General features: G+C 68.0%; 22 protein-coding genes. 7 read left to right on the forward strand and 15 right to left on the reverse strand.

All coding sequences use genetic code 11. The features are described 5' to 3' along the window. Positions 1–336: 336 nt before the first annotated feature. Positions 337–771, reverse strand: coding sequence for a CBS domain-containing protein (locus GGQ97_RS02680; RefSeq protein WP_168067511.1), 435 nt, complete (start codon positions 769–771; stop codon positions 337–339). Between the two features lie 83 nt (positions 772–854). Here GGQ97_RS02680 and GGQ97_RS02685 point away from each other — a divergent pair, with 83 nt between their 5' ends. Together GGQ97_RS02685 and GGQ97_RS02690 are read left to right on the forward strand one after the other, a co-directional pair. Then, positions 855–1,154 carry a hypothetical protein gene (locus GGQ97_RS02685; RefSeq protein WP_168067512.1) on the forward strand — a complete coding sequence of 100 codons (300 nt, stop codon included), beginning with the start codon at positions 855–857 and terminating at the stop codon, positions 1,152–1,154. Further along, positions 1,151–1,537, forward strand: coding sequence for an acyl-CoA thioesterase (locus GGQ97_RS02690; protein WP_168067513.1), 387 nt, complete (start codon positions 1,151–1,153; stop codon positions 1,535–1,537). The genes GGQ97_RS02685 and GGQ97_RS02690 overlap by 4 nt, the downstream gene beginning before the upstream one ends. Here GGQ97_RS02690 and GGQ97_RS02695 read toward each other — a convergent pair. From GGQ97_RS02695 to hisS, 6 genes are all read right to left on the reverse strand, one after another. Next, complete coding sequence (locus GGQ97_RS02695) at positions 1,534–3,045, reverse strand: DUF4139 domain-containing protein (RefSeq protein WP_168067514.1); 1,512 nt, start codon at positions 3,043–3,045, stop codon at positions 1,534–1,536. The two genes, GGQ97_RS02690 and GGQ97_RS02695, sit on opposite strands and share 4 nt — an antisense overlap. 4 nt (positions 3,046–3,049) lie before the next feature. Then, positions 3,050–4,456 (reverse strand): DUF4139 domain-containing protein, encoded by a 1,407-nt coding sequence (locus tag GGQ97_RS02700; RefSeq protein ID WP_168067515.1) that lies wholly within the window; start codon positions 4,454–4,456, stop codon positions 3,050–3,052. 102 nt (positions 4,457–4,558) lie between these two features. Next, a complete protein-coding gene (locus GGQ97_RS02705; RefSeq protein WP_342448430.1) occupies positions 4,559–5,377 on the reverse strand; it encodes a DUF4167 domain-containing protein in 819 nt (272 codons plus the stop codon). 237 nt (positions 5,378–5,614) lie between these two features. Then, positions 5,615–6,439, reverse strand: a complete 825-nt coding sequence (gene prmC, locus GGQ97_RS02710) for a peptide chain release factor N(5)-glutamine methyltransferase (protein WP_168067517.1) — start codon at positions 6,437–6,439, stop codon at positions 5,615–5,617. Between the two features lie 12 nt (positions 6,440–6,451). Next, positions 6,452–7,531 carry a peptide chain release factor 1 gene (gene prfA, locus GGQ97_RS02715; protein WP_168067518.1) on the reverse strand — a complete coding sequence of 360 codons (1,080 nt, stop codon included), beginning with the start codon at positions 7,529–7,531 and terminating at the stop codon, positions 6,452–6,454. After that, a complete protein-coding gene (gene hisS, locus GGQ97_RS02720; protein ID WP_168067519.1) occupies positions 7,528–8,775 on the reverse strand; it encodes a histidine--tRNA ligase in 1,248 nt (415 codons plus the stop codon). The genes prfA and hisS overlap by 4 nt, the downstream gene beginning before the upstream one ends. Before the next feature lie 52 nt (positions 8,776–8,827). Here hisS and GGQ97_RS14260 point away from each other — a divergent pair, with 52 nt between their 5' ends. Together GGQ97_RS14260 and ppa are read left to right on the forward strand one after the other, a co-directional pair. Then, positions 8,828–10,744: a M61 family metallopeptidase gene (locus GGQ97_RS14260; RefSeq protein ID WP_168067520.1), complete on the forward strand. Its 1,917-nt coding sequence runs from the start codon at positions 8,828–8,830 to the stop codon at positions 10,742–10,744. Next, positions 10,741–11,277 (forward strand): inorganic diphosphatase, encoded by a 537-nt coding sequence (gene ppa / locus GGQ97_RS14265; protein WP_168067521.1) that lies wholly within the window; start codon positions 10,741–10,743, stop codon positions 11,275–11,277. The genes GGQ97_RS14260 and ppa overlap by 4 nt, the downstream gene beginning before the upstream one ends. Before the next feature lie 18 nt (positions 11,278–11,295). Here ppa and GGQ97_RS02735 read toward each other — a convergent pair whose 3' ends face one another. Continuing rightward, a complete protein-coding gene (locus GGQ97_RS02735) occupies positions 11,296–13,839 on the reverse strand; it encodes a TonB-dependent receptor (protein WP_168067522.1) in 2,544 nt (847 codons plus the stop codon). Between the two features lie 106 nt (positions 13,840–13,945). Here GGQ97_RS02735 and GGQ97_RS02740 point away from each other — a divergent pair, with 106 nt between their 5' ends. Next, entirely contained in the window at positions 13,946–15,466 is a 1,521-nt protein-coding gene (locus GGQ97_RS02740; RefSeq protein ID WP_168067523.1) for an amidase, read from the forward strand. Here GGQ97_RS02740 and GGQ97_RS02745 read toward each other — a convergent pair. The 3 genes from GGQ97_RS02745 to ispG are packed head-to-tail and all read right to left on the reverse strand — an operon-like array spanning position 15,463 to position 17,879. Beyond that, positions 15,463–15,777 (reverse strand): DMT family transporter, encoded by a 315-nt coding sequence (locus tag GGQ97_RS02745; protein WP_168067524.1) that lies wholly within the window; start codon positions 15,775–15,777, stop codon positions 15,463–15,465. The two genes, GGQ97_RS02740 and GGQ97_RS02745, sit on opposite strands and share 4 nt — an antisense overlap. A gap of 10 nt (positions 15,778–15,787) precedes the next feature. Next, the gene (locus tag GGQ97_RS02750) at positions 15,788–16,690 is read right to left on the reverse strand and encodes a DMT family transporter (protein WP_168067525.1); all 903 of its coding nucleotides are present in this window, start codon (positions 16,688–16,690) and stop codon (positions 15,788–15,790) included. A 58-nt stretch (positions 16,691–16,748) separates the two neighbouring features. Next, on the reverse strand, positions 16,749–17,879 hold the full coding sequence (gene ispG, locus GGQ97_RS02755; RefSeq protein WP_168070662.1) for a flavodoxin-dependent (E)-4-hydroxy-3-methylbut-2-enyl-diphosphate synthase: 1,131 nt from the start codon (positions 17,877–17,879) through the stop codon (positions 16,749–16,751). 78 nt (positions 17,880–17,957) lie between these two features. On the opposite strand from ispG, the gene GGQ97_RS02760 reads away from it, so the two are divergent. Continuing rightward, on the forward strand, positions 17,958–18,851 hold the full coding sequence (locus GGQ97_RS02760; RefSeq protein ID WP_168067526.1) for a S1/P1 nuclease: 894 nt from the start codon (positions 17,958–17,960) through the stop codon (positions 18,849–18,851). A 3-nt stretch (positions 18,852–18,854) separates the two neighbouring features. On the opposite strand, the gene GGQ97_RS02765 is transcribed toward GGQ97_RS02760, so the two are convergent. Genes GGQ97_RS02765 through GGQ97_RS02780 form a run of 4 tightly spaced genes read right to left on the reverse strand, consistent with a single transcriptional unit; the run spans position 18,855 to position 21,207 of the window. Then, on the reverse strand, positions 18,855–19,157 hold the full coding sequence (locus tag GGQ97_RS02765; protein ID WP_168067527.1) for a hypothetical protein: 303 nt from the start codon (positions 19,155–19,157) through the stop codon (positions 18,855–18,857). Further along, on the reverse strand, positions 19,157–20,095 hold the full coding sequence (locus tag GGQ97_RS02770) for an alpha/beta hydrolase (protein WP_245197819.1): 939 nt from the start codon (positions 20,093–20,095) through the stop codon (positions 19,157–19,159). Before GGQ97_RS02770 ends, GGQ97_RS02765 begins: the two co-directional genes overlap by 1 nt. Continuing rightward, a complete protein-coding gene (locus GGQ97_RS02775; RefSeq protein ID WP_168067529.1) occupies positions 20,095–20,292 on the reverse strand; it encodes a type II toxin-antitoxin system antitoxin in 198 nt (65 codons plus the stop codon). The genes GGQ97_RS02770 and GGQ97_RS02775 overlap by 1 nt, the downstream gene beginning before the upstream one ends. Positions 20,293–20,298: 6 nt before the next feature. Next, positions 20,299–21,207, reverse strand: a complete 909-nt coding sequence (locus tag GGQ97_RS02780; RefSeq protein WP_168067530.1) for an SPFH domain-containing protein — start codon at positions 21,205–21,207, stop codon at positions 20,299–20,301. Positions 21,208–21,312: 105 nt separating this feature from the next. Between GGQ97_RS02780 and GGQ97_RS02785 the strand changes: the two genes are divergently transcribed. After that, positions 21,313–22,290 carry an isoaspartyl peptidase/L-asparaginase family protein gene (locus GGQ97_RS02785; protein WP_168067531.1) on the forward strand — a complete coding sequence of 326 codons (978 nt, stop codon included), beginning with the start codon at positions 21,313–21,315 and terminating at the stop codon, positions 22,288–22,290. Positions 22,291–22,292 lie beyond the last annotated feature (2 nt).

Below are 22,292 nucleotides of genomic sequence, written 5' to 3' on the forward strand. Positions count from 1 at the left end.
TGTCTTTTTTTCGAAGCATTTCGAAAAACCGACATTGCCACACAAGCTGACCGCGAAGGGCGAACCCTTCCACAGCAGCCCCGAACTTTCTGGCCTCCCGCCTGGTGGCGAGCGATCGATCCGCTTGAACCTTCCTTTCGGAAGAAGCGGCCGATCAGCCTGTCTGTTTCGGTGCTTCCGAACACTGGGCCGAGGCCGCTGCGTCCGTTGCTGGAGCCGCATTTAGCCCCGCCGCGGATTCGCGCAACCCCCCAACTTCAAGTTTTTGCTCGATTTTTCGAGGTCGCGCGCGAGTCTATATATAGGGGCTCGTCTGCAGGCCCCCAAAAAAAGTCCTCACGCCGACTGGATATAGGCCCGCATTGCCTCGGCCTCGTGCTCGATCCGGTCGATCCGGAACTTCACCAGGTCGCCGATCGACACGATTCCCGCGAGGCGGCCGTCCCTCAACACGGGCAGGTGTCGAATCCGGCGCGCGGTCATCAACGCCAGGGCGGTAAGGACCGGCGCCTCGGGCTCGACGGTGATTGCCGGCGATGTCATTGCATCCTCGACCCTGCGCCGGCCGAGTTCCTCGTCGCCGTGCGCGGCAAGGCAGGCGACGATGTCGCGTTCGGACAGGACACCTGCAACGCCCCCCGCCGAGTCGACCACCACCAGGGCCCCGATCTTGTTGCGGGTGAGCTCGGCCGCGGCCTCTCCGAGCGTCGCAGCGATGGTGATGGTGGCAACCTCGGGCCCCTTGCCCGACAGGACGGCGGCGATGGTCATGGCGTGTGGCTCCTTCGCAAGTCGCTTGGGTGTTTACGGCCGGGGTTGAAGGTCTCACCTTCGGCGCTCAAAGGGAAGCTCGCATGCCCCAGCCCGATCCGATCCCCTCACTCCGCCAATCGCAATGGCAACGCTTCCGGCGAATCATGCGCTGGATGAGCCTCGCCTCGATCCTGGCCGCGGCCGCAGCGGTCTTCTTCGTGATGCAGGGCGAGTCGGAAACTAAGATCCACATGCTGATCGCCACTGCGCTCGGCGCCGGCCTCAGCGTTCTGCTCGGTGCCGCCCTGATGAGTCTGGTATTCATCAGCTCGGGCTCCGGCCATGACGAGGAAGCCCACCGGACGGCTAGCGAGACACTCATCGACAAGGACGACCTTTGACCAACAACGATCCCCGCCAGCCGGTCCTGCGCGTGACGCCCGGACCCGGCGACATCAATTCCAACGGCCACATCTTCGGCGGCTGGGTGCTGAGCCAGATGGACATCGCCGCCGGCATCGTCGCCGCGCGGCGTGCCAATGGCGCGGTGGCGACCGTCGCGATCGAGCGGATGGAGTTCATCGCCCCGATCGAGCTGCGCGACCTGATCAGCGTCTATGCCGAGGTCGAGCGGGTCGGGCGGACCAGCATGGCGATCCGGATCGAGGTCGTCGCCGATCGCGACCGCGGCGACCGCCAGATCAAGGTCACCGAAGGCCTGTTCACCTTTGTCGCGCTGGACGAGCAACATCGCCCGCGCGCGGTTGACCAGCCGGCCGCCTAGCGCCGGCGAATTGCGTAGTTCAGCGACACGCTGCCGTTTGCCGGAACGGTTATAATCCACAGCAGCTTCCCGTCGCGAGCGGTGAGCTTGGCGCCGTCGATCTCTTCGTCGTCATCCTTGAACAGCTCGACCTCGACCCGGGTCGCGACCATGCGATCATTGGTGACGGTGAGCGTTTGCCGCCCCCCCTTGCCGCCGGCCATGCGCGCACGGACGCCCGTCGATTGGGCGACGGCAAGCTCGACTTTCTCGCCGACCGCGACGTCCCGCATCGCGCCCTCGCCGATCAGCATGGGCCGCTCCGCGCCCTGGCGGAACAGAACGACGTTTCCCGACGGCAGGGGCAGCCCGAGGCCTTCCTCGTCCCGGTTACGGCTACGCAGGATGAGCTGGCCTGCTTGCTCCGCATCCAAATCCGAGGCCATCAAGCGCATTCGGTAGATCATTTCGATCCGGACCGCCGGTTGGTCGATCAGCCCGACCTGCTTTTGCGCCTTGGCCGCAACGGTGACCGGCTCCGGAATGCGATACAGCTGCAAGTCGCCCAGCCGCTCACGCTCCGCCGTCATCCGGGATCCCGTCACGACGATTTCGGACCGCATTGCCATAGGGGGCGGCGGCGGAGGGGCCGGCGGCGGCGGAGGCGGCGGAATGCCGTAGCCGTCACCACCTTCCTCCTCCGGCACATCGTCGGTCGTCTCGTCCGGCCAGCACTCCAGCCGTAGCGGCGGCGCCGAGACGGGCGGCACATCGGTCCGCTCGCGATTGACGCGCCCCGCTACGGCCTGCGTGGTGGCGCCGACGAAGCTGGTCTCGTCGGTGCTGGCGAGGGTCAACCACGCCTGAAGCTGCAAAGTCCGCTCATCGGGCGAGAGCATGGCGACATAATCCGCCTGCCAGTCGAACCCGGTGGCGAGATACGACAACGTCACCGTCGCGGTGAGCGGCTGCCTGGCGCGCACCCTGACCGACAGCGTCGGACGCGCGGAGAGGCCAGCGGGCACGCGGTCGTAGATCAGCGTCTCGGCCAGCCCGGTGCAGCGCAGGGCTTCGACACCGGCGGCGGTCTGCAGCACCACGCCGCCGTCGCTGCCGGTGCGGACCACAGCCTCTTCATTAGTCACCTTGCCGGTCGCGCGATCGGTGCGCCGCAGGCTGACCCGCTGGCCGAGCGCCCGGTCGACCAGACTGCCCGCCGACAGCAGCAGCGCATCGCGATTGCGCTCGAGGAGCCCTTCAGGGATGCCGCCGACGATCGCGCTCTGCGGGACGATCCCGCTCGCCACGCCCTCGAAGCGAAGCTCCGTGTCGCCTGCGGGGATGGCGATCGTCCGCGTCTCGCTGATCAGGGCATAGCCATTGAGCCACTGCCGCTGCGGTCGGGCATTGCCGCGGCTCTGGTCGCGGTAGACCGTCACCCCGACCCGCTCCGGTGCAGGCGAGGTGACGACAGTCTGCCCCAGCGCCGGTCCGGCCAGGCACAGCGCGAGAAGCCCGGTGGCCCGCATCGGCCTAGAAGCGCGTGTCGAAGGTGGCGGTGACGTTCGCCTCGCCGTTCGCCGGCACCGCCACCTTCCAAAGCGCGGAGTTGGCGTTGCGACGCTCGCTATTCTGGCTTTCGCTGACGATCCGCGTGTCGCCCCACAAGCCGTCCTGCAGAAGATCCACCGTCACCGCGCGCGGCGACGCATTGGTTAGCCGGTAGCGCATCGCGGTCCGCCACCGGCTCCCGTCCGAGCTGACGCGGGTGCGCTCAACCACAGTCGGCTGCACCTTGATGTCGAACGCCTGCCCCGTCGTCAGCCCGAGATCGCTGCCCATCGGGGTATGACCGATCCGCGATTCGCCGACGAATTGCGGCGTGCCACGGGTGTCACGCTGATAGACCCGCACCGTGCCCGCAGGTAGCGCATCGCCGAGGCCTTGCCGGCTTCCGGTCGAGAAGCGCAGCACCGAATTGGCGCTCACCGGCTGATCGGTCGTCCCGAGCCACTGGTTGCGATATTCGTAGGCGCGGGCAGCCGGCGTACCGCTGACATCGAGAAAGCTCACCTGCTTCTGCTGCGCCTGCGCGATGGTGGTTCGTTGGGGCAGGGGGTAGAGATAGAAGTCTCCGACGCGCGCGCGGTTGGCGCTTTCGGTTCCCGCCGCCATGACGTCAGCGGAGCGTGGCGGGGTGGGATAGCGGCCGCCGTAGGGCTGGTCGGCACCCCCGACTGCTCCGGCGACCAGCACCACGTCGGCATTGCGATAGGCCGTCCCGCTCTGGTTGTTGAGCGTGATCCAGCCCTGCACGTCCATCCGCCCGGCGGCTTCGTCGAACAAGGCGACATAATCGGCATCCCAGGCGAGCCCCGGCGTCAGGTAGGTGAGCGTCACCGGCTGGCGGCCGGCCCGCGGCGCGGTCAGGGTCACCGACAGCGTCGGACGCGGGCGCAGGCCCTCGGGCACCTTGTCGAAGATCACCCGGACCGGCAGCCCATCGTCGCGCAGCACCTCGATCCGCTCGCCGATCTGCAGCACCACGCCGCCGTTCGCCGCCAGCACGCGCGCCCGTTCACGCGTTTCGGCCCCGGTCGCAGGATTGACCCGGACGAGCGTGATCGTCTCACCCACCGCCTTCTGCATCAGCGCCGAAGGGCTGAGCAGGTCGTAATCGAAATTCTGCTCGACGATCCCGATGTCGCTTCCGGTGAGCGTGACGGTTTCCGCCCGGATCCGCGCAGAGACGTCGGGAAACTCCTGCCGCGATCGCCCCGCCGGCAGGTTCAGCTCGCGCCGGTCCTGAACGAGCGCGAGGTCGTTGTTATAGATGGTCACCGCGACAGTGCCCTGCGCGCTTGCTTGCGGAGGCGGGATGGTCTGGCCTGTGACAGGTGCCGCGGCGACAGCCGCCAGGATGGCCACGAGCAGACGCATGAACAGGCTCCTTCCCCGATTGGAGAAGGAACCTGTTACATTATCACATTGAGGTCAACCGGGACGACGTCCGCGCCAGCCGACGCGGCTCGGTCAAGAAGATCAGGCGGCCGGAGCGACCCCGTCGTCATTGTCTTCCACACGTGGGCGACGGACCACCCGGCGGCGCGGCTTGGGCGCCTCGGCCTCGTCCGTCTCGACCTCGGTCACCGGACCGATGGCGGGCGGAAGGAAGTCGGCGATGCCGGTCGGTGCCTGCTCGGCAACCATCGGCTCGGACTGGTCCTCGTCGCGCGGACGGCGCTCGGCGCGGGCACGCCGCGGCCGATCCTCACGCGGACGGTCGTCGCGCGGCCGATCCTCACGCGGACGGTCGTCACGCGGACGGTCGTCGCGCTGCGCCCGCTCGTCGCGAGGGGCGCGATCGTCACGAGCGGCACGGTCTTCGCGGGGAGCACGATCCTCGCGCGGCGCACGATCGTCGCGCGGACGATCGTCACGATTGCGGTCACGGCGCTGATCGAAGCGATCACCACGCGGCTGCCGGTCCTGGCGGTCGCCACGATCCTGGCGGTCCTGACGGGGCTGCTGGTCGAACGAATCCTCGTCGCCCTCACCGTCGAAGCCCTCGTCGTCACCCTCGTCCTCGTCGTCCTGGTTCGAGCGCTGATCCTCGAACCGCGAGCGGGTTTCGCCCAGCACGCGGAAATAGTGATCCGCGAACTGCAGGTAATATTCGGTCTGGACCCGGTCGCCCGCAAGCTGCGAATCGCGCGCCATGTTCTTGTATTTCTCGAGCAGCTGCGCGGCGTTGCCACGGCTACGCTGATCGCGGCCACCACCGCCTCCGCTGCCTCCCCCGAGACCCTGCGGACGCTGTCCCCCACGACCGCGACGGCGGCCGTTCTGGCGATTGTTCATCAAGCGTGACGTTCCTTGAACACTGGCGCCGAACAAATCCTCAAAGCGCGTGAACTGCGGTGCCGGGACACGAACCGTTCGTTGTCCCGGGGGCCCCTATCTGGCTCTGGTCGCCGCGCCGGAATGGCCACGGAAACGAAAGCGTAAGTCGGGGATCGCTTCGGTCGGCTTCGCGAAGCGGACCTATGCTGGAAGAAGATGTAGCGGCCAGCGACGGTTTTTCCAAGCCCTTATCGCTCAAGCCCGGATCAGCAGGGCGCGGGGCCGCCCGCCGAGGTCGCGCGCGAGGGTCGGCTTGAGCCCTGCCGCGGCGAACAGGGCCGCCGCGCTGTCCCCCTGGTCATAGCCGATTTCGATCGCGGCCAGCCCGCCCGGTGCCAGCAGCCGCCCGATTTCCGGCGCCAGCAGGCGATAGTCGTCGAGCCCGTCGGCACCGCCGAACAAGGCCTCCGGCGGCTCGTGCTCGGCGACCCCCGGTCCAAGCTCGGCGCCCTGCGCGACATAAGGCGGGTTGCACAGCAGGAGGTCGAACCGCTCGGTCACCCTTTTGGCCCAATCGCCGCGCCGGAACTGGGCCCGGGGCGCGAGCCCCAGCCGTTCGGCATTGCGCCGGGCATAGGCCAGCGCCGCCTCGCTCGAATCGACGCCGAGCCCGGTCGCCCGTGGCCACTGGTCGAGCGCGGCGAGCAGCAAAGTTCCGGGTCCGGTGCCGAGATCGAGGATCCGCTCCGGGCCGTCGCCGCCGGCGAAATGCTCGATCGCCGCCGAGATTAGGGTTTCGCTGTCGGGTCGCGGGATCAGTGCGCCGGGGCCGACCTCCAGTTCGATGTTCCAGAATGCCCGCCGCCCGACGATGTAGGCGACCGGCTCCCCCTCGCAGCGCCGCTGCAGCAGCGCAGCGAAGCTCGCCGGGATCGGACCGGTCGGCGGTCGCAGCAGCAAGGCGTCGCGTTCGATGCCGAAGGCATGGGCCAGCAGCAGCTCGGCATCGAGGCGGGGCGTATCGGTGCAATCGGGAAGCCGCCGCACCGCTTCGTGCAGGGCGCGGTCGACCGGGTTCATGCGGGCAAGACCTCAGGCATCCTCGAGCCCGGCGAGACGCTGCGCTTCGTCCTCGGCGATCAGCGCCTCGGTCAATTCCTTCAGCCCGGGACCCTCGAGGATTTCGGGCAGTTTGTGCAATGTCAGGTTGATCCGATGGTCGGTCACCCGCCCTTGCGGGAAGTTGTAGGTGCGGATGCGCTCCGACCGGTCGCCCGACCCGACCATCGACTTGCGCGCGCCGGCCCGCTCGCTTGCCAGCCGCTCGCGCTCCAGTTCGAACAGGCGGGTGCGCAGCACCTTCAACGCCTTGGCCTTGTTCTTGTGCTGGCTCTTTTCGTCCTGCTGGATCACTACCAGTCCCGACGGAAGGTGGGTGATCCGGACCGCCGAATCGGTGGTGTTGACAGACTGCCCGCCCGGACCCGACGAGCGATAGACGTCGATGCGAAGGTCCTTGTCGTCGATATGGACGTCGACATCCTCGGCCTCGGGCAGCACCGCCACCGTTGCCGCCGAGGTGTGGATCCGCCCGCCGCTTTCGGTCGCGGGGACGCGCTGGACGCGGTGCACGCCGCTTTCGAACTTGAGCCGCGCGAACACGCCGTCGCCGTTGATGGACGCCACCGCCTCCTTGTACCCGCCGACTTCGGACTGGGACGCGCTGATCAGCTCGAACTTCCAGCCATATTCGTCGGCGAAGCGCTGGTACATGCGAAGCAGGTCGCCGGCGAACAAAGCCGCCTCGTCGCCGCCCGTGCCGGCGCGGACCTCGAGCATTGCAGCGCGTTCGTCGGCGCTGTCCTTGGGCAGCAATTGCAGCGCCAGCGCGCGCTCGGCCTTCGGAAGCGCGTCCTCGATCAGCGCCAGTTCCTCGGCCGCCATGGCGCGCAGTTCCTCGTCGCCGTCGCGGCTCATCGCGGTCAGGCTTTCGCGCTCGGCACGCAGCCGCCGCACTTCGCGCGCGGCTGCCGCGACCGGCTCGATCTGGGCATATTCCTTGCTGAGGCGGACGAATTCCTCGGGAGCAAGCGTACCGCTCGCCATCATCGCCGACAGTTCCTGCCGCTTCGCCTCGATCTGGGCGATCCGTTCGGACGAGATGGTGGTCATGCGCTCAACGCTGCGTGAAGGCCGTCGAACGCAACTGCGCGCTGCTCCCCGGTCGCCAGATTCTTGACCTGCGCCGTTCCGCTCCCGACCTCATCGTCGCCAAGGATGATGGCAAAACCGGCACCGGCCGACGCGGCCTTCGCCATCCGCTTCTTCATGTTGCCGCGCCACGCCATGTCGGCGGCGATGCCCTTGCGGCGAAGGTCGGCGAGGATGTGGATTGCCGCCTGCTCGGCCGGACCGCCCAGCGGGACCAGCACGGCGGTCGGCCGATCGGGCGCCGGGGCGTCGATCAGCATCGACAGCCGCTCGATCCCCGCCGCCCAGCCGATCGCGGGCGTGTGCGGTCCGCCGAGCTGCTCGACCAGGCCGTCATAGCGGCCGCCGGCCAGCACCGTCCCCTGCGCGCCCAATGCGTCGGTGACGAACTCGAAGGCGGTGTGGCGATAATAATCGAGCCCGCGCACCAGTCGCGGCGCGCGCTCCCAGGTCACCCCGGCGGCATCGAGGCCGGCGGTCACCGCGGCGAAGAAGTCGCTCGCTTCGGCGGTCAGGAAATCGTCGATCACCGGCGCCGAATCGACGATCGGCCAATCGGCATGCGCCTTGCTGTCGAGGATCCGCACCGGATTGCGGTCGAGCCGGTCGCGACTGTCCTCGCTGAGGTCGGCCCGGCGCGATGCAAAATGCTCGTGCAAGGCGTCGCGCCAGGCGCTTCGGGTCGCCGGGTCACCAAGCGTGTTCAATTTGCACACGACCGTGCCGCCGACCCCGAGTTCGCGCAGCAGCTGGTCGGCGAAGCTCAGCACCTCGACATCCGCCTGCGGCTCGGCCGCGCCGAGGATCTCGGCGTCGAGCTGGTGGAATTGCCGGAAGCGGCCCTTCTGCGGGCGCTCGTAGCGGAAGGCCGGCCCATGCGTCGCGACCTTGAGCGGCGTAAATTGCTGCCACCCTTCGCTGAGGTAGGCGCGGGCAATTCCCGCGGTGAATTCGGGCCGCAAGGTGACGTTGTCGCCCGACCGGTCCTCGAAACTGTACATCTCCTTGGAGACGACGTCGGTGGTTTCGCCGAGCGAGCGGGCGAACACCGCGGTGGGCTCGAGCACCGGCACCTCGACGCGGCGAAAACCGAACAGGCGGCGGACGCGCTCGAAGGTCGCGACGACATGCGCGAAGCGATCGGCTTCTTCGCCAAGGAGCGACTGCATGCCGCGGACGGGTTGGGGCGTATTGATCTGGGCCATGAATGTGGCGCAGCCACTAGCCGCCCCGCGCCTCCGTGGCTAGGCGGAGCCCATGCGTAGCCTGTATCTTGCCGCGGCGCTGGTCGCCGCCTCTCCCGCCCTTGCCCAGGTGGTGCCGCTGTCGGCCCCCCAACCGGTGCAATTCGCGCAGACGATCCCCACTGCCCGCGACGTCGCTTTTCCCGGCACGATGCGGCTGGATGTCGATGTCAGCGATCTTGCCCAGGGCATCTGGACCGTCCGGCAGACGATTCCGGTCGTGCAGGCCGGACGGATGACCCTGCTTTTCCCGCAATGGCTTCCCGGCAAGCACGCCCCGCGCGGCGAGCTCGAGAAACTGGCCGGGCTGACCTTCACCGCCGGCGGCCGCACGCTGAAGTGGGAGCGCGACGCGGGCGAGGTCTATGCCTTCCACGTCGACGTGCCGGCCGGCGCAAGCGAAATCGAGGCGCGCTTCCAGTTCATGACCCCGACCGAGGGCAACCAGGGCCGGATCCTGGTCACCCCCGACATGCTCAACCTCCAGTTCGAGATGGTGTCGCTCTATCCCGCCGGTTATTTCACCCGCCGCATCCCGGTCAGCGCGACGGTCAATTATCCCGCCGGCTTCCAGGCCGCGACCGCGCTTCGTCCCACCGCGGCCAACGGCGCGCGGGTCACCTACAACACGGTGAGCTACGAGACGCTGCAGGATTCGCCGATCTTCGCCGGCCGCTATTTCCGCCGCGACGATCTCGGCCAGAATGTGTTCCTCAACACGGTCGCCGACAGTCCCAAGGAGCTCGTCGTCTCCGCCGACGTGCTGCAGAAGCATCGCAACCTGGTCACCCAGTCGCTGCGCCTGTTCGGCACCCGCCAGTTCGATCACTACGACTTCCTTCACGCCATCACCGACAAGATGGGCGGCATCGGGCTGGAGCATCACCGCTCATCCGAGAACCAGAACGATCCGGGCTATTTCACCGACTGGAAGGCGAGCCTTCCCGACCACAACCTGCTGCCGCACGAATTCACCCACAGCTGGAACGGCAAGCACCGCCGCCCGGCCGACCTGTTCGCCCCGGACTTCCGCACCCCGATGCGCGACAGCCTGCTGTGGGTGTACGAAGGCCAGACGCAGTTCTGGGGCCATGTCCTCGAAGCCCGTTCGGGCCTGTCGACCAAGGCCGAGGTGCTGGACAAGATGGCGAACATCGCCGCCGGCCTCGACCTCACGACGGGCCGCGCGTGGCGGCCGCTGGTCGACACAACCAACGATCCGATCGTCTCGGCCCGCCGGCCCAAGGCCTGGACCAGCTGGCAGCGCAACGAGGATTATTACAACGAGGGCATGCTGATCTGGCTCGAAGCCGATGCGATCATCCGCAAGGGCACGGCCAACCGCCGCGGCCTCGACGATTTCGCCCGCGCCTTCTTCGGCACACGCGAAGGCGACTGGGGCGTGCGCACCTACACCCTGAACGACATCGTGGCCGGCCTCAACGGCGTCTACCGCCACGACTGGCGCGGCTTCCTCCAGCAGCGGGTGTACGAGCCGTCGGCGGCGGGCGCGCCGCTGGGTGGCTTCACCGCCTCGGGCTACCGTCTCGATTATGCCGAGGCGCCGAACGCGGCACTCGCGGCGTCGATGAAGTCGGGCAGGAATCACAATTACAGCTGGTCGCTGGGCATGACCCTCGACCGCGACGGCAAGATCACTGCCGTCATCTGGGGCGGTCCCGCCTTCAAGGCTGGGCTGACCACCGGCCAGTCGATCGTCGCGGTTGGCGAAAAGGCCTACAGCGAAGAGGCGCTCAAGGCCGCCATCACCGCCGCCAAGGGTGGGACCGCGCCGGTCAGCATCACCGTGAAGCGCGGCGACAGCGTCCGGGTGGTGCCCCTTTCCTGGAACGGCGGTCTTCGCTATCCGCGCCTCACGAAAATCGGAAATGGGCGGGGCGCCCTCGATATCCTTCTGGAGCCAAAGTGAACCTAGACCTCGTGCCGGCGGGCGCCAATCCGCCCGAATCCATCAATGTCGTCATCGAAGTGCCGATCGGCGGCGAGCCGGTGAAGTATGAGCTCGACAAGAAGTCGGGCGCGATCTTCGTCGACCGCATCCTGCACACCGCGATGCGCTATCCGGCGAATTACGGCTTCATCCCCCACACGCTGGGCGAGGACGGCGATCCGCTCGACTGCCTGGTGATGAACCGCTGGCCGTTCATGCCGGGCTGCGTCGTTCGTGCCCGCCCGGTCGCGGTGCTGTTCCTCGAGGACGAGGCCGGCGGCGACGAGAAATTGCTCGCCGTGCCCGACGTCAAGACGACGCCCTATTACGAGGGGATCGGCGAGGGCGAGGATCTGCCCAAGATCGTGTTCGACCAGATCGCCCACTTCTTCACCCACTATAAGGACCTCGAGCCCGAAAAGTGGACGCGCGTCGGTCACTGGGGCAGCCGCGACGATGCCAAGAAGGTCATCGTCGACGGCCTCGAGCGGGCGAAGCGCGAGGGGTTCTAAGCCCCTCGCCCCTGCTGCTTATTCGTCCGGACGCCCGCCGCCCTGCTGCACCGCGCGGCGGATGAAGCGGTTGGGAATGAACAATTTGCGGAACGTCACGCCCACCGTTCGCCCGACCGGCTCCAGCCGGTCGGGCTGGTAGGCGGGAATGGCACTCGTGGCGCCGTTCACAGCCGGCCGGGTGTTGAAGATGTTGTTCACCTCGAACCGCACCGAGCTTCCGCGCAGGAACGGCACCTTAGTGACAAGGTCGAGCCGCTCGCCGAGATTGGCGAAGGCGCGCAGGTTGAAGGTCGCATAAGGCGAGAAGCGAAGGTCGTCGCCGACCGAGGCGAGCCGCGTCGCGCTGCGCCAGTTGCCCGACAGCCGAACCCCCAGGCCGTTGTTGTAATAGCCGCTCTCGACCTCGACCTGGTGCCGTGGACGACCGCCGCTGGCGCTTAGCGCTTCGCCGTTCAAATAGTCGAGCACCGGGAGGCCCGGCCCGATCTCCAGTTCGTCGGTGAACGTCACCGTATGGGTCGCCGACAGCGTCAGCCGCCCGCCGCGCCCGCCGCCGCCGAAGCGCCCGCCGCCGCCACCGGGACCGCCACCGCCGAAGCGAGGGCCGCCACCTTCACCGCGCGGACCGCCAGCGCCCGGCGGCGGCGGCGCATCGCCCTCGGTACGCACGACCACCGTCGGTGCCGCCGGCGCCGTGCCATCGGCATTGGGGCGGGGGGCATTGGGGATGAGGCCCGACTGCCGGGCGCGGTCGACGAGCCGATTGATCGTCTCCCGCGAAGGGCGCTTGGTCTGCAGCGACTTGGTGAAGTCGAACCCCCAGCGCAGCTGCTCGCGCTTCGAGCGCGCGGCGTTGACCGGGCGCAGGTCGACGCTGATCAACTGACCCGACGGGTCGCGCTGAAAGCGGTTGGGGAACGCCTGTTCCAGCGCAGCGGTGGCCGCAGGAAAGCTGATCTGCGGATTGTCGGTGGTCTGCCGGACGAATTCGGCGCGCAAACGCAGGTCGGGATCCTCGAGCGGCTGCCAGTTGCCGCCGATCTTGAACACGTTGCGGCGGTCGGCGAGCAGATCGCGATTGCCGCCGGTGATGGTGGTGACCGGAACCGTCACGCCATTGCGCGCGTCGAAGAACGGCACACCCTCGGTGTCGAGCCGCGGATCGCCAAGTTGCTGCAGCGAGGGCGCGCCTTCCTCCCGCGTCCAGCTCAGCAGGACACTTGCGCGCGCAGCCGGCGACCAGTTCAGCCCCGCTCCGAGCGACGTCAGCGTTCCGAAGTCGTCGAGATAGCGCAGCCCGCCATTCACATTGGCAGTGAGCCGCCCGATCGCCGACGCCCGCTCGGTGATCGGCAGGTCGACGTTGGCCGAGCCTTCCCCGATGAAGCGGTTGAAATCGGACGGGGTGACGACATTCGACCGGCGGCTCCTGCCTTCGATTGCCAGCCTGCTGACCCCTCCCTTCAACGTGACGTTGGCCATGCCCGCCGGCAGCTGCAGCAGCGGTCCGTTGGCGGTCGCATCGAGGCTCAACGAGCTGCGCGTCGATTCGCTGAGGTCACCGCGCAGCGCGGTTTCCGATTCGCTCTTCACAAGCTCGCCGTTGGCGGTCGATGACAGTCGCCAGCGACCGACCTGGCCGTTCAGCGATCCGCCGAGCGCATAGGTCGACCCACTGGTTTCGCGGCGCAGGTAATCGCTGTTGAGCAGGCCGAGCCCACTGCTTCCGCCCCGCCGCTCGGCTTCGGCGGTCAGCGTTCCGTTGAAGATCGACGAGACCGGCCGGCTCAGTGTTCCCGACACCCGGGCGGTCTGCCCGGCGCCGACGAGAGTGCGGAACGGGCGGCTGTCGATCGTATCTTCGCTGCGGGCGCCGATATCCCGCTCGCTTTCGAACAGCGGATTGTTGCCCTCGACCCGGATGTTGCCCGAGGTGCGCGTATTGTCGCGGATCGCGAGCTTGCCGACGTCGGCCCGTCCGGTCGCATAGCCACCGTCGGTGGCAATCCGCCCGCCGACTTCGGCCGTGGTCGAATTGAAGCGCCGGCGCAGCACGATGTTCACCACCCGCTGGTCGGCGGAATATCCGTATTTGAGGGCGACTTCCTCGGGCAGGATCTCGGTCCGCTGGATCGCTTCGGGCGGTAGGTCGCGCAGTTCGCGAAAGCCGGAGATACGCTGTCCATTGAGCAGCACCACCGGCGCGCCCGCGCCGCGTCCCCGCGCACTTCCGGTCTGGGTCGCGATCGAATCGAGCAGTTCGGCGATGCTGGTCGCGCCGGTCGCGCGGATGTCGCGGGAATCGAGCACGTTTTCGGGCGGGATGTTGCCGACCACGGAGCCGCGCGGGCGGGCGCCGGTGACGGTGATCTCCTGATCGACGTCCTCTGCCTCCTCGTCGATGGCGGCGTCGGGATCCTGCACGGCGGGCTGCTGCGCGACGGCTACCTGCTCGGCCGGGGCCGGCACCGGAGCGGGCGCGACCTGCGCTGACGCGACCCCGGCGAACAGGGGCGCGGCAAGGATCGCCGTTGAGGCGAGGAGAATGTTTCTGGTCATATCTGCCTTGAAGAACTGGAAAGCGGGATCGTTCCGGTGGCTTGTGCCCCTGCGATGAACCTGAAATGTCTGTCACCCCCGTCTTTCGACCAACCGGAGTCATGCCTTGACCAGCGGCCGACCTGCCTTGCTTTGCGCCGCCCTGCTTCTCGGCGGCTGTGCGACCACCGCGCTGCCCGTCCCCGCGTCCAGCAAGGCGGCCGGCGCGATTGCCCGGATCAAAGCCAGGGACGCGCAGTTGCACGCCGTGATCGCGATCAGCCCCACCGCCGAAGCCGAGGGCGCGGCGAAGCAGGGCATCGCCGCCGGTGCCGGTGAGTGGCTTCACGGCGAGCCGATCCTGATCAAGGACAATGTCGACGTGGCAGGACTGCCGACCACCGCCGGCAGCCTTGCCCTTGCGGGTAATGACACCGGCCGCGACGCGCCGATCGTCACCCGCCTGCGCCGCGCGGGGGCGATTGTCGTCGGCAAGACCAACCTCAGCGAATGGGCCAACATCCGGTCCAACAGCAGCATCTCCGGCTGGAGCGCGGTCGGTGGGCAGACCCGCAATCCTTATGCGCTGGACCGCAATACCTGCGGCAGCTCGAGCGGGAGCGGGGCGGCGGTGGCAGCGGGCTTCACCGACTATGCGATCGGGACCGAAACCGACGGTTCGATCACCTGCCCGGCAAGCATGAACGGGGTGGTCGGCCTCAAGCCCACCATGGGGCTGGTCAGCCGGACCCACATCGTCCCCATCAGCGAAAGCCAGGACACTGCCGGGCCGATGACCCGGACCTCGGCGCAGGCGGCGCTCCTGCTGTCGGTCATCGCCGGCAGCGACCCGGCCGATCCGGCGACTGCCGAGGCCGACCGGCACAAGCCCGCTCAGGCCGGCGCGCTTCCCGAAGGTGGGCTGAGGGGCAAGCGCATCGCCGTCCTCCGCTTCGCCGCGGGTTTCGGCACCGATTCGGCCTTTGATGCCGCCCTCGCGCAATTGCGGCAGGCCGGGGCCGAACTGGTCGAGATCAAGACGTTCAAGCCGACCGGCAGCTTCGGCAACGACGAATATCAGGTCCTGCTGACCGAGCTGAAGGCAGGCATGGCCAGCTATCTCGCAAGCAGCCGGGCCGCCGGACCGAAGACGCTGGCCGACCTCATCGCCTTCAACACGGCCAATGCCGCCAGCGAGATGGCGCTGTTCGGCCAGGACACGTTCGAAGAAGCGGAGAAGGCCAAGGGCCTCGCCGATCCGGCCTATCGCAAGGCCCGCGCCGACAGCCTGCGGGTCGCCAGTGGCGACCTCGACCGGTTGCTCACCGGGGTCGATGCCATCGTTTTCCCGACCCGCCCGGCGGCATGGAAGATCGATGCGGTGCACGGCGACGTATCGCCCGGCGGCAATGGCGTGGGGTCGATGGCCGCGGTGGCCGGCTATCCGCACCTGACGGTGCCGATGGGACTGGTGCGGGGGCTTCCGGTGGGGTTGAGCTTCGTCGGGCCCAAATGGTCGGACTGGCAGCTGCTGGCCTATGGTCACGCCTTCGAGCAGATGCGCGGCGCGTTTCCGCGGCCGACCTTCCTCCCCAGCATCGAGGCCTCGCCCGCCATCGCGCCGGCGCTGGAGCCGCAGCGGCGCTAGGCGGTCAGCTTCAAACCGGCGATGGCGGCGACCACCACCAGGATGAGAAGCAGGCGGATGGTGGTCGACGGCTCGTCGAAGAACAGCATTCCGACCGCCACGGTCCCGATCGCGCCGATCCCGCCCCACACGGCGTAGGCGGTCCCCATCGGGATCTCGCGCGCCGCGCGTTCGAGCAGCAGCATCGACAAGGTCACGCTGGCGAGGAAGGCCGCGGTCCACGGGAGATTGCGGAAGCCGTCGACGAACCGCAGCGAGGTGGTGAAGCCGACCTCGAACAAACCGCCAAGGATGAGCAGGAACCAGGCCATGTCGTTGTCCTTACGCGGCGGCTTCAAGATGCGGATTGGCGGCCTGCGGGCTCCGCGCGGCAAGCAGGCAGCCGGTGACGATCAGGCCTGCGCCGGCGAGGGTGAAGCCGGACAGGTGCTCGCCGAACACCAGCCAGCCGAACAAGGCGGCCCACAGGAAGGCGGTATATTCGGTCGCCGCAAGATAGCTCGCCTCGGCCCGGGCGTAGGCCCAGGACAGCAGCAGAAGCGACAGGGTGGAGAGAGCCGCCGCCGCCAGCAAGGCCGGCCAGTGCTGCAGTGGTGGAAGCGTGGTGCCGATCACCGGCAACGCCAGCAGCAGGACCAGGCTCACGGTCACATTCTGGAAAAAAGCAATCTCGAGCGGACCGGCCGCCTGGCTCTGCCGACGCATCATGATGATGTTGATGGCGTAGAGCACCGCCGACGCGAGGATCGCGAGGCTGCCGAGCAGGGCCTCCCGGCCGAGATCGGCGCGGGCCTGGCCGATGAAGATCACGACCACCCCGGCGAAGGCGAGCAACGAGGCGCCGACCGTGCGCTTGCCGACCACTTCGCCAAGCAGCACGGCGGCGAGGAAAAGCGCGATCAGCGGGGCGATGAAGGCCAGGGCGATCGCCTGCGCCAGGGGTACGTGGCCGATGCCCCAGAAGAACAACAGGCCCATGACGCTGGTCAGGACGCCGCGCTCGACATGCAGCCGGAGCACCTTGCGCTCGGGCCAGCCCTTCCAGCTGAGGCCATAACCGAGCCCGGACAGGCCGACCCCGACGAAACTGCGCCACAACATGGTTGCGTAGACGCCGATCGCGAGCACCAGCCCCTTCATGATCGCGTCCATGCCCGAGAACAACGCGATGCCGAGCGTGCCGACCGCGAAGGCGAGTGCTGGGGTGGGTCGCGGCGGGATCATGCAAGCGCGGCCTAGTGGCTGGCGGCGGCGGCGCAAGCCTCCGCCGTGTCGGCGTGGCCTATTCAGCCGCGACCGGTTCCGCCGCAGCGCCGGCCGCTTCGATCTCGGCCGCCTTGGCTTCGACCAGGCGGACGATGTGATCGACCATGCCTTCGTCGGCGACATGGTGATCGGTGACGCCCGACAGATAGACCATGTGCTTGCCGTTGCCGCCGCCAGTCACGCCGATGTCGGTTTCGCGCGCTTCGCCCGGGCCGTTCACGACGCAGCCGAGGACCGACAGGCTCATCGGGGTGCGGATGTGCTGCAGGCGTTCCTCCAGCTTCTCGACGGTGCGGATGACGTCGAAGCCCTGGCGGGCGCAGGAGGGGCAGGAGATGACGCGGACGCCGCGATTGCGGATGCCGAGCGCCTTCAGCAGGTGATATCCGACCCGCACTTCCTCTTCGGGCTCGGCCGAGAGCGAGACGCGGATGGTGTCGCCGATGCCGCTCCACAGCAGCATGCCGAGGCCGATCGAGCTCTTCACGGTGCCGCCGATCAGCCCGCCCGCCTCGGTGATCCCGAGGTGCAGCGGGCAATCGACCTGAGAGGCTAGCTCCTGGTACGCAGCTACGGCCAGGAACACGTCGCTGGCCTTCACCGCGACCTTATATTCGTGGAAGTCGTGATCCTCGAGGATGCGGATGTGGTCGAGTGCGCTTTCGACCAGCGCCTCGGGGCACGGCTCGCCATATTTCTCGAGCAAATCCTTCTCGAGGCTTCCGGCATTGACCCCGATCCGGATCGCGCAGCCGTTGGCCTTGGCGGCGCGAACCACTTCGGCGACCCGTTCGGACGAACCGATGTTGCCGGGATTGATCCGCAGGCAGGCGGCGCCGGCGTCGGCTGCTTCCAGCGCGCGGCGGTAGTGGAAATGGATGTCGGCGACGATCGGGACGTTGGCCGCGCGAACGATCTCGCGCAGCGCGGTGGTGCTTTCGACGTCGGGGCAGGAGACCCGGATGATGTCGACCCCGGCCTCTTCGCAGCGGCGGATCTGGTCGATCGTCGCCCGCGCGTCCGAGGTCAGCGTATTGGTCATGGTCTGGACGGTGATCGGCGCGTCGCCGCCGACCGGCACGTTGCCGACCATGATCTGACGGCTCTTGCGGCGTTCAATGTGGCGCCATGGGCGAAGCGAAGACATGTCAGTCATATAGAGCCGGTCGATGACGGAACCAAGGCGGGCTTTCGCCGCCCCGTGGCGCCCGCTACAGGATCGGGCGTGCCGATCATCAGACTCCTCGCAGCGCTTCTCGCGCTGACCGCCGCCGCGCCTGCCGCAGCCTATTGGGAATATACCCACCGCCTCGTCGCCAGCATCGCCTGGGCCGAAGTGAAGCCCGAGACACGGGTGAAGCTGAAAGCCCTGATGCGCGAAGGCGGGCGGCTGGAAACCCCTGAATGCCCGGTCGGGACGCTGGAAGACGCAAGCGTCTGGGCCGATTGCATCAAGCCGCTCGGCGATCGCTTCAGCTACCAGTCGAGCTGGCACTATCAGAACGTCAACATCTGCAAGCCGTTCAGCCTGCGCGACGCCTGCAAGGACGGCAATTGCGTGTCGGCGCAGATCGAGCGCAACGCGCGACTGCTGGCCGATACAAAGCTACCGGTGCGCGACCGGGTGATGGCACTGGCCTATCTGACCCATTTCGTCGGCGACCTGGCGCAGCCGATGCACGGCGGCGACCGCGGGGATCGCGGCGGCAACGACGTGCCGGTGACCTATGGCATCGTCGGCGGGCGAACCAACCTGCACGGGATCTGGGACGGCTGGATTGCCGAGCGGGCGGCCACCACCCCGCCCGGCGGCGCCAAGGGTCTTCTGAGCGGCGTGACGCCCGACCAGAAGGCCGTCCTCGCCAGCGGCACGGTCGAGGATTGGAGCCGCAACGCGTGGGAAAATGCGAAGACCTACGCCTACACCACCGCGCTGGGCGACCCGTGCCGCGAGCGTGGCAAGGATGAGCGGGGCGAGGTCACCGAGGCCGAAGTCCAGGCACTTGTTCCGGCCGTCCGCCAGCAGATCCTCGCCGGCGGCCTGCGGCTGGCCCGGATGCTGGACGACGCGGTCCTGCGCGGGGTGGCGCCGCAACGGCCGGGGCGCAGCAGCGAGTAAGCGCTAGCGTTTCCCCCGCCGCTTCCAGGCGCGGAATTCTGCCAGCTCGTCAGGAGTAAGGTCGAGCTCGACGCGCTCCGATTTGGTGATGGCGAAGCGGATGAAGCCGAAGGTGACCAGCCCGATTCCCGCAATGTAGGGGACGAGCAGCCACTTGTTTCGATCAAGCCACGGACCGAGGAAGAAGGACGGAATCGTCACCAGGACGACGAAGATTGCGAGCGTTGCCCAGCCCTTCGCGTTGCGGGGATTGATGTTCCGCTTGCCGCCAGGCCGCACCCAGTAGGTGAACCAGGGTTCGTCCATCACTTGGCGCCCGTGACGAAGGCGGCGACGCGGTCGGCAAGCCCGGGCGTCAGCGGACGATCAATCTCGGCGTAGGTCGCCAGATTCTGGCTGCGGTCGGCCGGCGCGTCGGTAAGAACGTGGTTCATTGCCGGGAACAGCACGTAAGTCGCCTTGGGCGCGGCCTTCTTCAGCACTTCGCCATTGCCGGTCCCGACTTGCACGTCATGCCCGCCTTGGACGATCAGCATCGGCCGCTTGACCGCCGTCGCCAGTTTCGGCGGATCCTGCGCCAGCAGTTCGATCATGAAGCCCTGGACGGCGGGGTTGAACAGGCTTTGCCCGAGCGCCGGGAGGATCCCCTCCACCGACACCTTGCGCCCGGCCTCGAGCTCAGCGAGCGCGCGCTCGGCCGGGGGCAGATAGGGCGCGAGGGCGGGATTGGCGCGAAGCTGCTTGCGGATCGTATCGCCGAGCCTCTCACCGGGGGTCGCAAGCAGCACCACGCCGCAGACGTTGGGCGCATTGCCGGCGCGCATCGCGACCAGTCCGCCTTCGCTGTGTCCGGCGACCCAAATGCATTTCTGCCCGGTGGCCTTTCGCGCCGCCTCGACCCAGGCGCTCGTATCGGCGTCATAAGCGGCGAAGGTCGCCGCGTTGGGATTGCCGGCGGCGGCGCTGCCGAACATGCCGCGCTTGTCGATGCGCACGGTGGCGACGCCGCGCGCGGCCAGCGCTTCGGCCAGCTTGCGGTAGGAGGCCGCCTTGATCCCGGCGGGGTTGTTGCCGTCGCGGTCGGTCGGGCCCGATCCGGGGATGATGATCATCGCCGCCCTGGCCTTGCCCGCCGGCTTGAGCAGGGTGCCGGCAAGCGCGTCGTTGGGCCCGGCCTTGACCTCGGTCGCGACGGGCGGAGCGGCCGCGAGGACTGCGGCGGCGGCAAGCAACAGGCTCAGCATCATTCACTCTCCTTGGGCGGGCGACCTCGCTTGACCGGCTGGGGCGGCGTGAGCTTGACCCCGCGTGCCTTGAGCGCCTCGCGCAGCAGGCATTCGACTTCGGCATTGGCGGAGCGGATGTTGGCGGTCGCGCAGCGTTCGACCGCGGACCACAGGTCCGGGTCGATTCGCAGCGGAAAGGCCTTGCGCTCCGGCATGGGGGCCTACTGGTACAGGCTGCCGGTGTTGACGACAGGCTGGGTGTCGCGTTCGCCGCACAGCACCACCATCAGGTTCGAGACCATCGCCGCGCGGCGCTCGTCGTCCAGTTCGACCACGTTCTTCTCGCTCAGCATGGCAAGCGCCATCTCGACCATTCCGACCGCGCCTTCGACCAGGGTCTTGCGGGCGGCGACCACGGCCTGCGCCTGCTGGCGGCGCAGCATCGCGCCGGCAATCTCCTGCGCATAGGCGAGGTGGGTGAAGCCGCATTCGTCGACGCTGATCCCGGCCACCACCAGGCGATCGTTCAGCTCCTGGCGAAGCTCGACCCCGACCTGGTCGTGGTTGCCGCGCAGGGTCACCTCGAGGTGCTCGAAATCGTCATAGGGGTAGCGCGACCCGATGGCGCGGATACCGGCTTCGACCTGGACCGCGACGAAGGCCTTGTAATCGTCGACGTCGAATAGGGCCTGCGCGGTGTCGACCACGCGCCAGACGACCTGCGCCGCCATTTCGATCGGGTTGCCGCGCAGGTCGTTGACCTTGATCCGCTCGGAGATGAAGTTATTCGAACGGACCGACACCTTGGCCCGCATTTCCCACGGCCAGACCCAGCGAAGCCCGGTCTTGCGGTCGTTGCCGCGATACGATCCGAACAGGGTGATGGAAGCGGCCTGGTTGGGCTGCAGCATGTAGAAGCCGCACAGGATGAACAGCAGTGCGACCGGCGCCAGGATCACCCCGGCGATGGCGAGCGGCGGCCCCTCGCCGTCATGCTGGAACAGGCTTGCGATGGCCGCGACCTGGACCACGATCGCGACCAGCAGCAGAAGCAGCATCGCATAGCCGCTGAACGTCCGCGCCGGCCGTTCGGCACTGGCAGACAGATTGGTGATTCCCCCGTTCGACATGATCGTCTCCTTATCTGATATCAGATTTATATGTTTCTGATACAGAGTGCAAGAGCCTGCCGGTTGCGCTAATTGGCGCGTGACGTCCTCTTTCCGGGAGACACCATGCGCCTTGCCATCATGATCGGAGCCCTGCTGATGACCGCCCCTGCCCATGCCACGGACTGGAAGCTGGTGATCCATGGCGGGGCCGGCGTGATCGAGCGGTCGGCGCTGACCCCGGACAAGGAAAAGGAGATTCGCGCCGGATTGGACCGCGCGCTGGCGGCAGGGTCGGCGGTGCTTGCACGCGGCGGCGCGGCGGTCGACGCGGTCGATGCGGCGGTGCGGGTGCTGGAGGACGATCCCAACTTCAACGCCGGACGCGGCGCGGTCTTCACCCTCGACGGCAAGAACGAGCTCGACGCGGCGATCATGGACGGCCGGACCCGCGCGGCGGGGGCGGTGGCGGGCGTCACCCGGACCAAGAACCCGATCGGCCTGGCGCGCAAGGTGATGGAGGCGAGCAGCCACGTGATGCTGAGCGGCGCCGGCGCCGACGCCTTCTCGCGCGAGCAGAAGCTGGAGCAGGTCGACCCGTCCTATTTCTCGACCGACTATCGCCGCAAGCAGTTGGAAACCTTCAAGACCACCAAGGTCACCGCGCTCGATCTCGAATATCGCTACGGCACCGTCGGCGCGGTGGCGCTCGACACTGCGGGGCACGTCGCCGCCGCCACTTCCACCGGGGGCATGACCGGCAAGCGCTGGAACCGGATCGGCGATGCGCCGGTCGTCGGCGCCGGCACCTATGCCGACGACCGGGCCTGCGCGGTCTCCGCCACCGGGTCGGGAGAAATGTTCATCCGGGTCGGCGTCGCACACGAGATCTGCGCCCGGGTCCGCATGCTCGGCGAGGATGCGGGCACGGCGGCCGACACGGTGATGAAGGAAGTCGCCGCCATCGACGGCAGCGGCGGGGTGATCGTGGTCACGCCCAAGGGCGAGATGGCTTACAGCTTCAATTCCGCCGGCATGTACCGCGGCAAGGCCGACGCGAGCGGGCGGAAGGTCGCGATCTTCGGCGACGAGGAGCGGCGCTGAGC

It is taken from the genome of Sphingomonas kaistensis (assembly GCF_011927725.1).
Classification (GTDB): domain Bacteria; phylum Pseudomonadota; class Alphaproteobacteria; order Sphingomonadales; family Sphingomonadaceae; genus Sphingomicrobium; species Sphingomicrobium kaistense.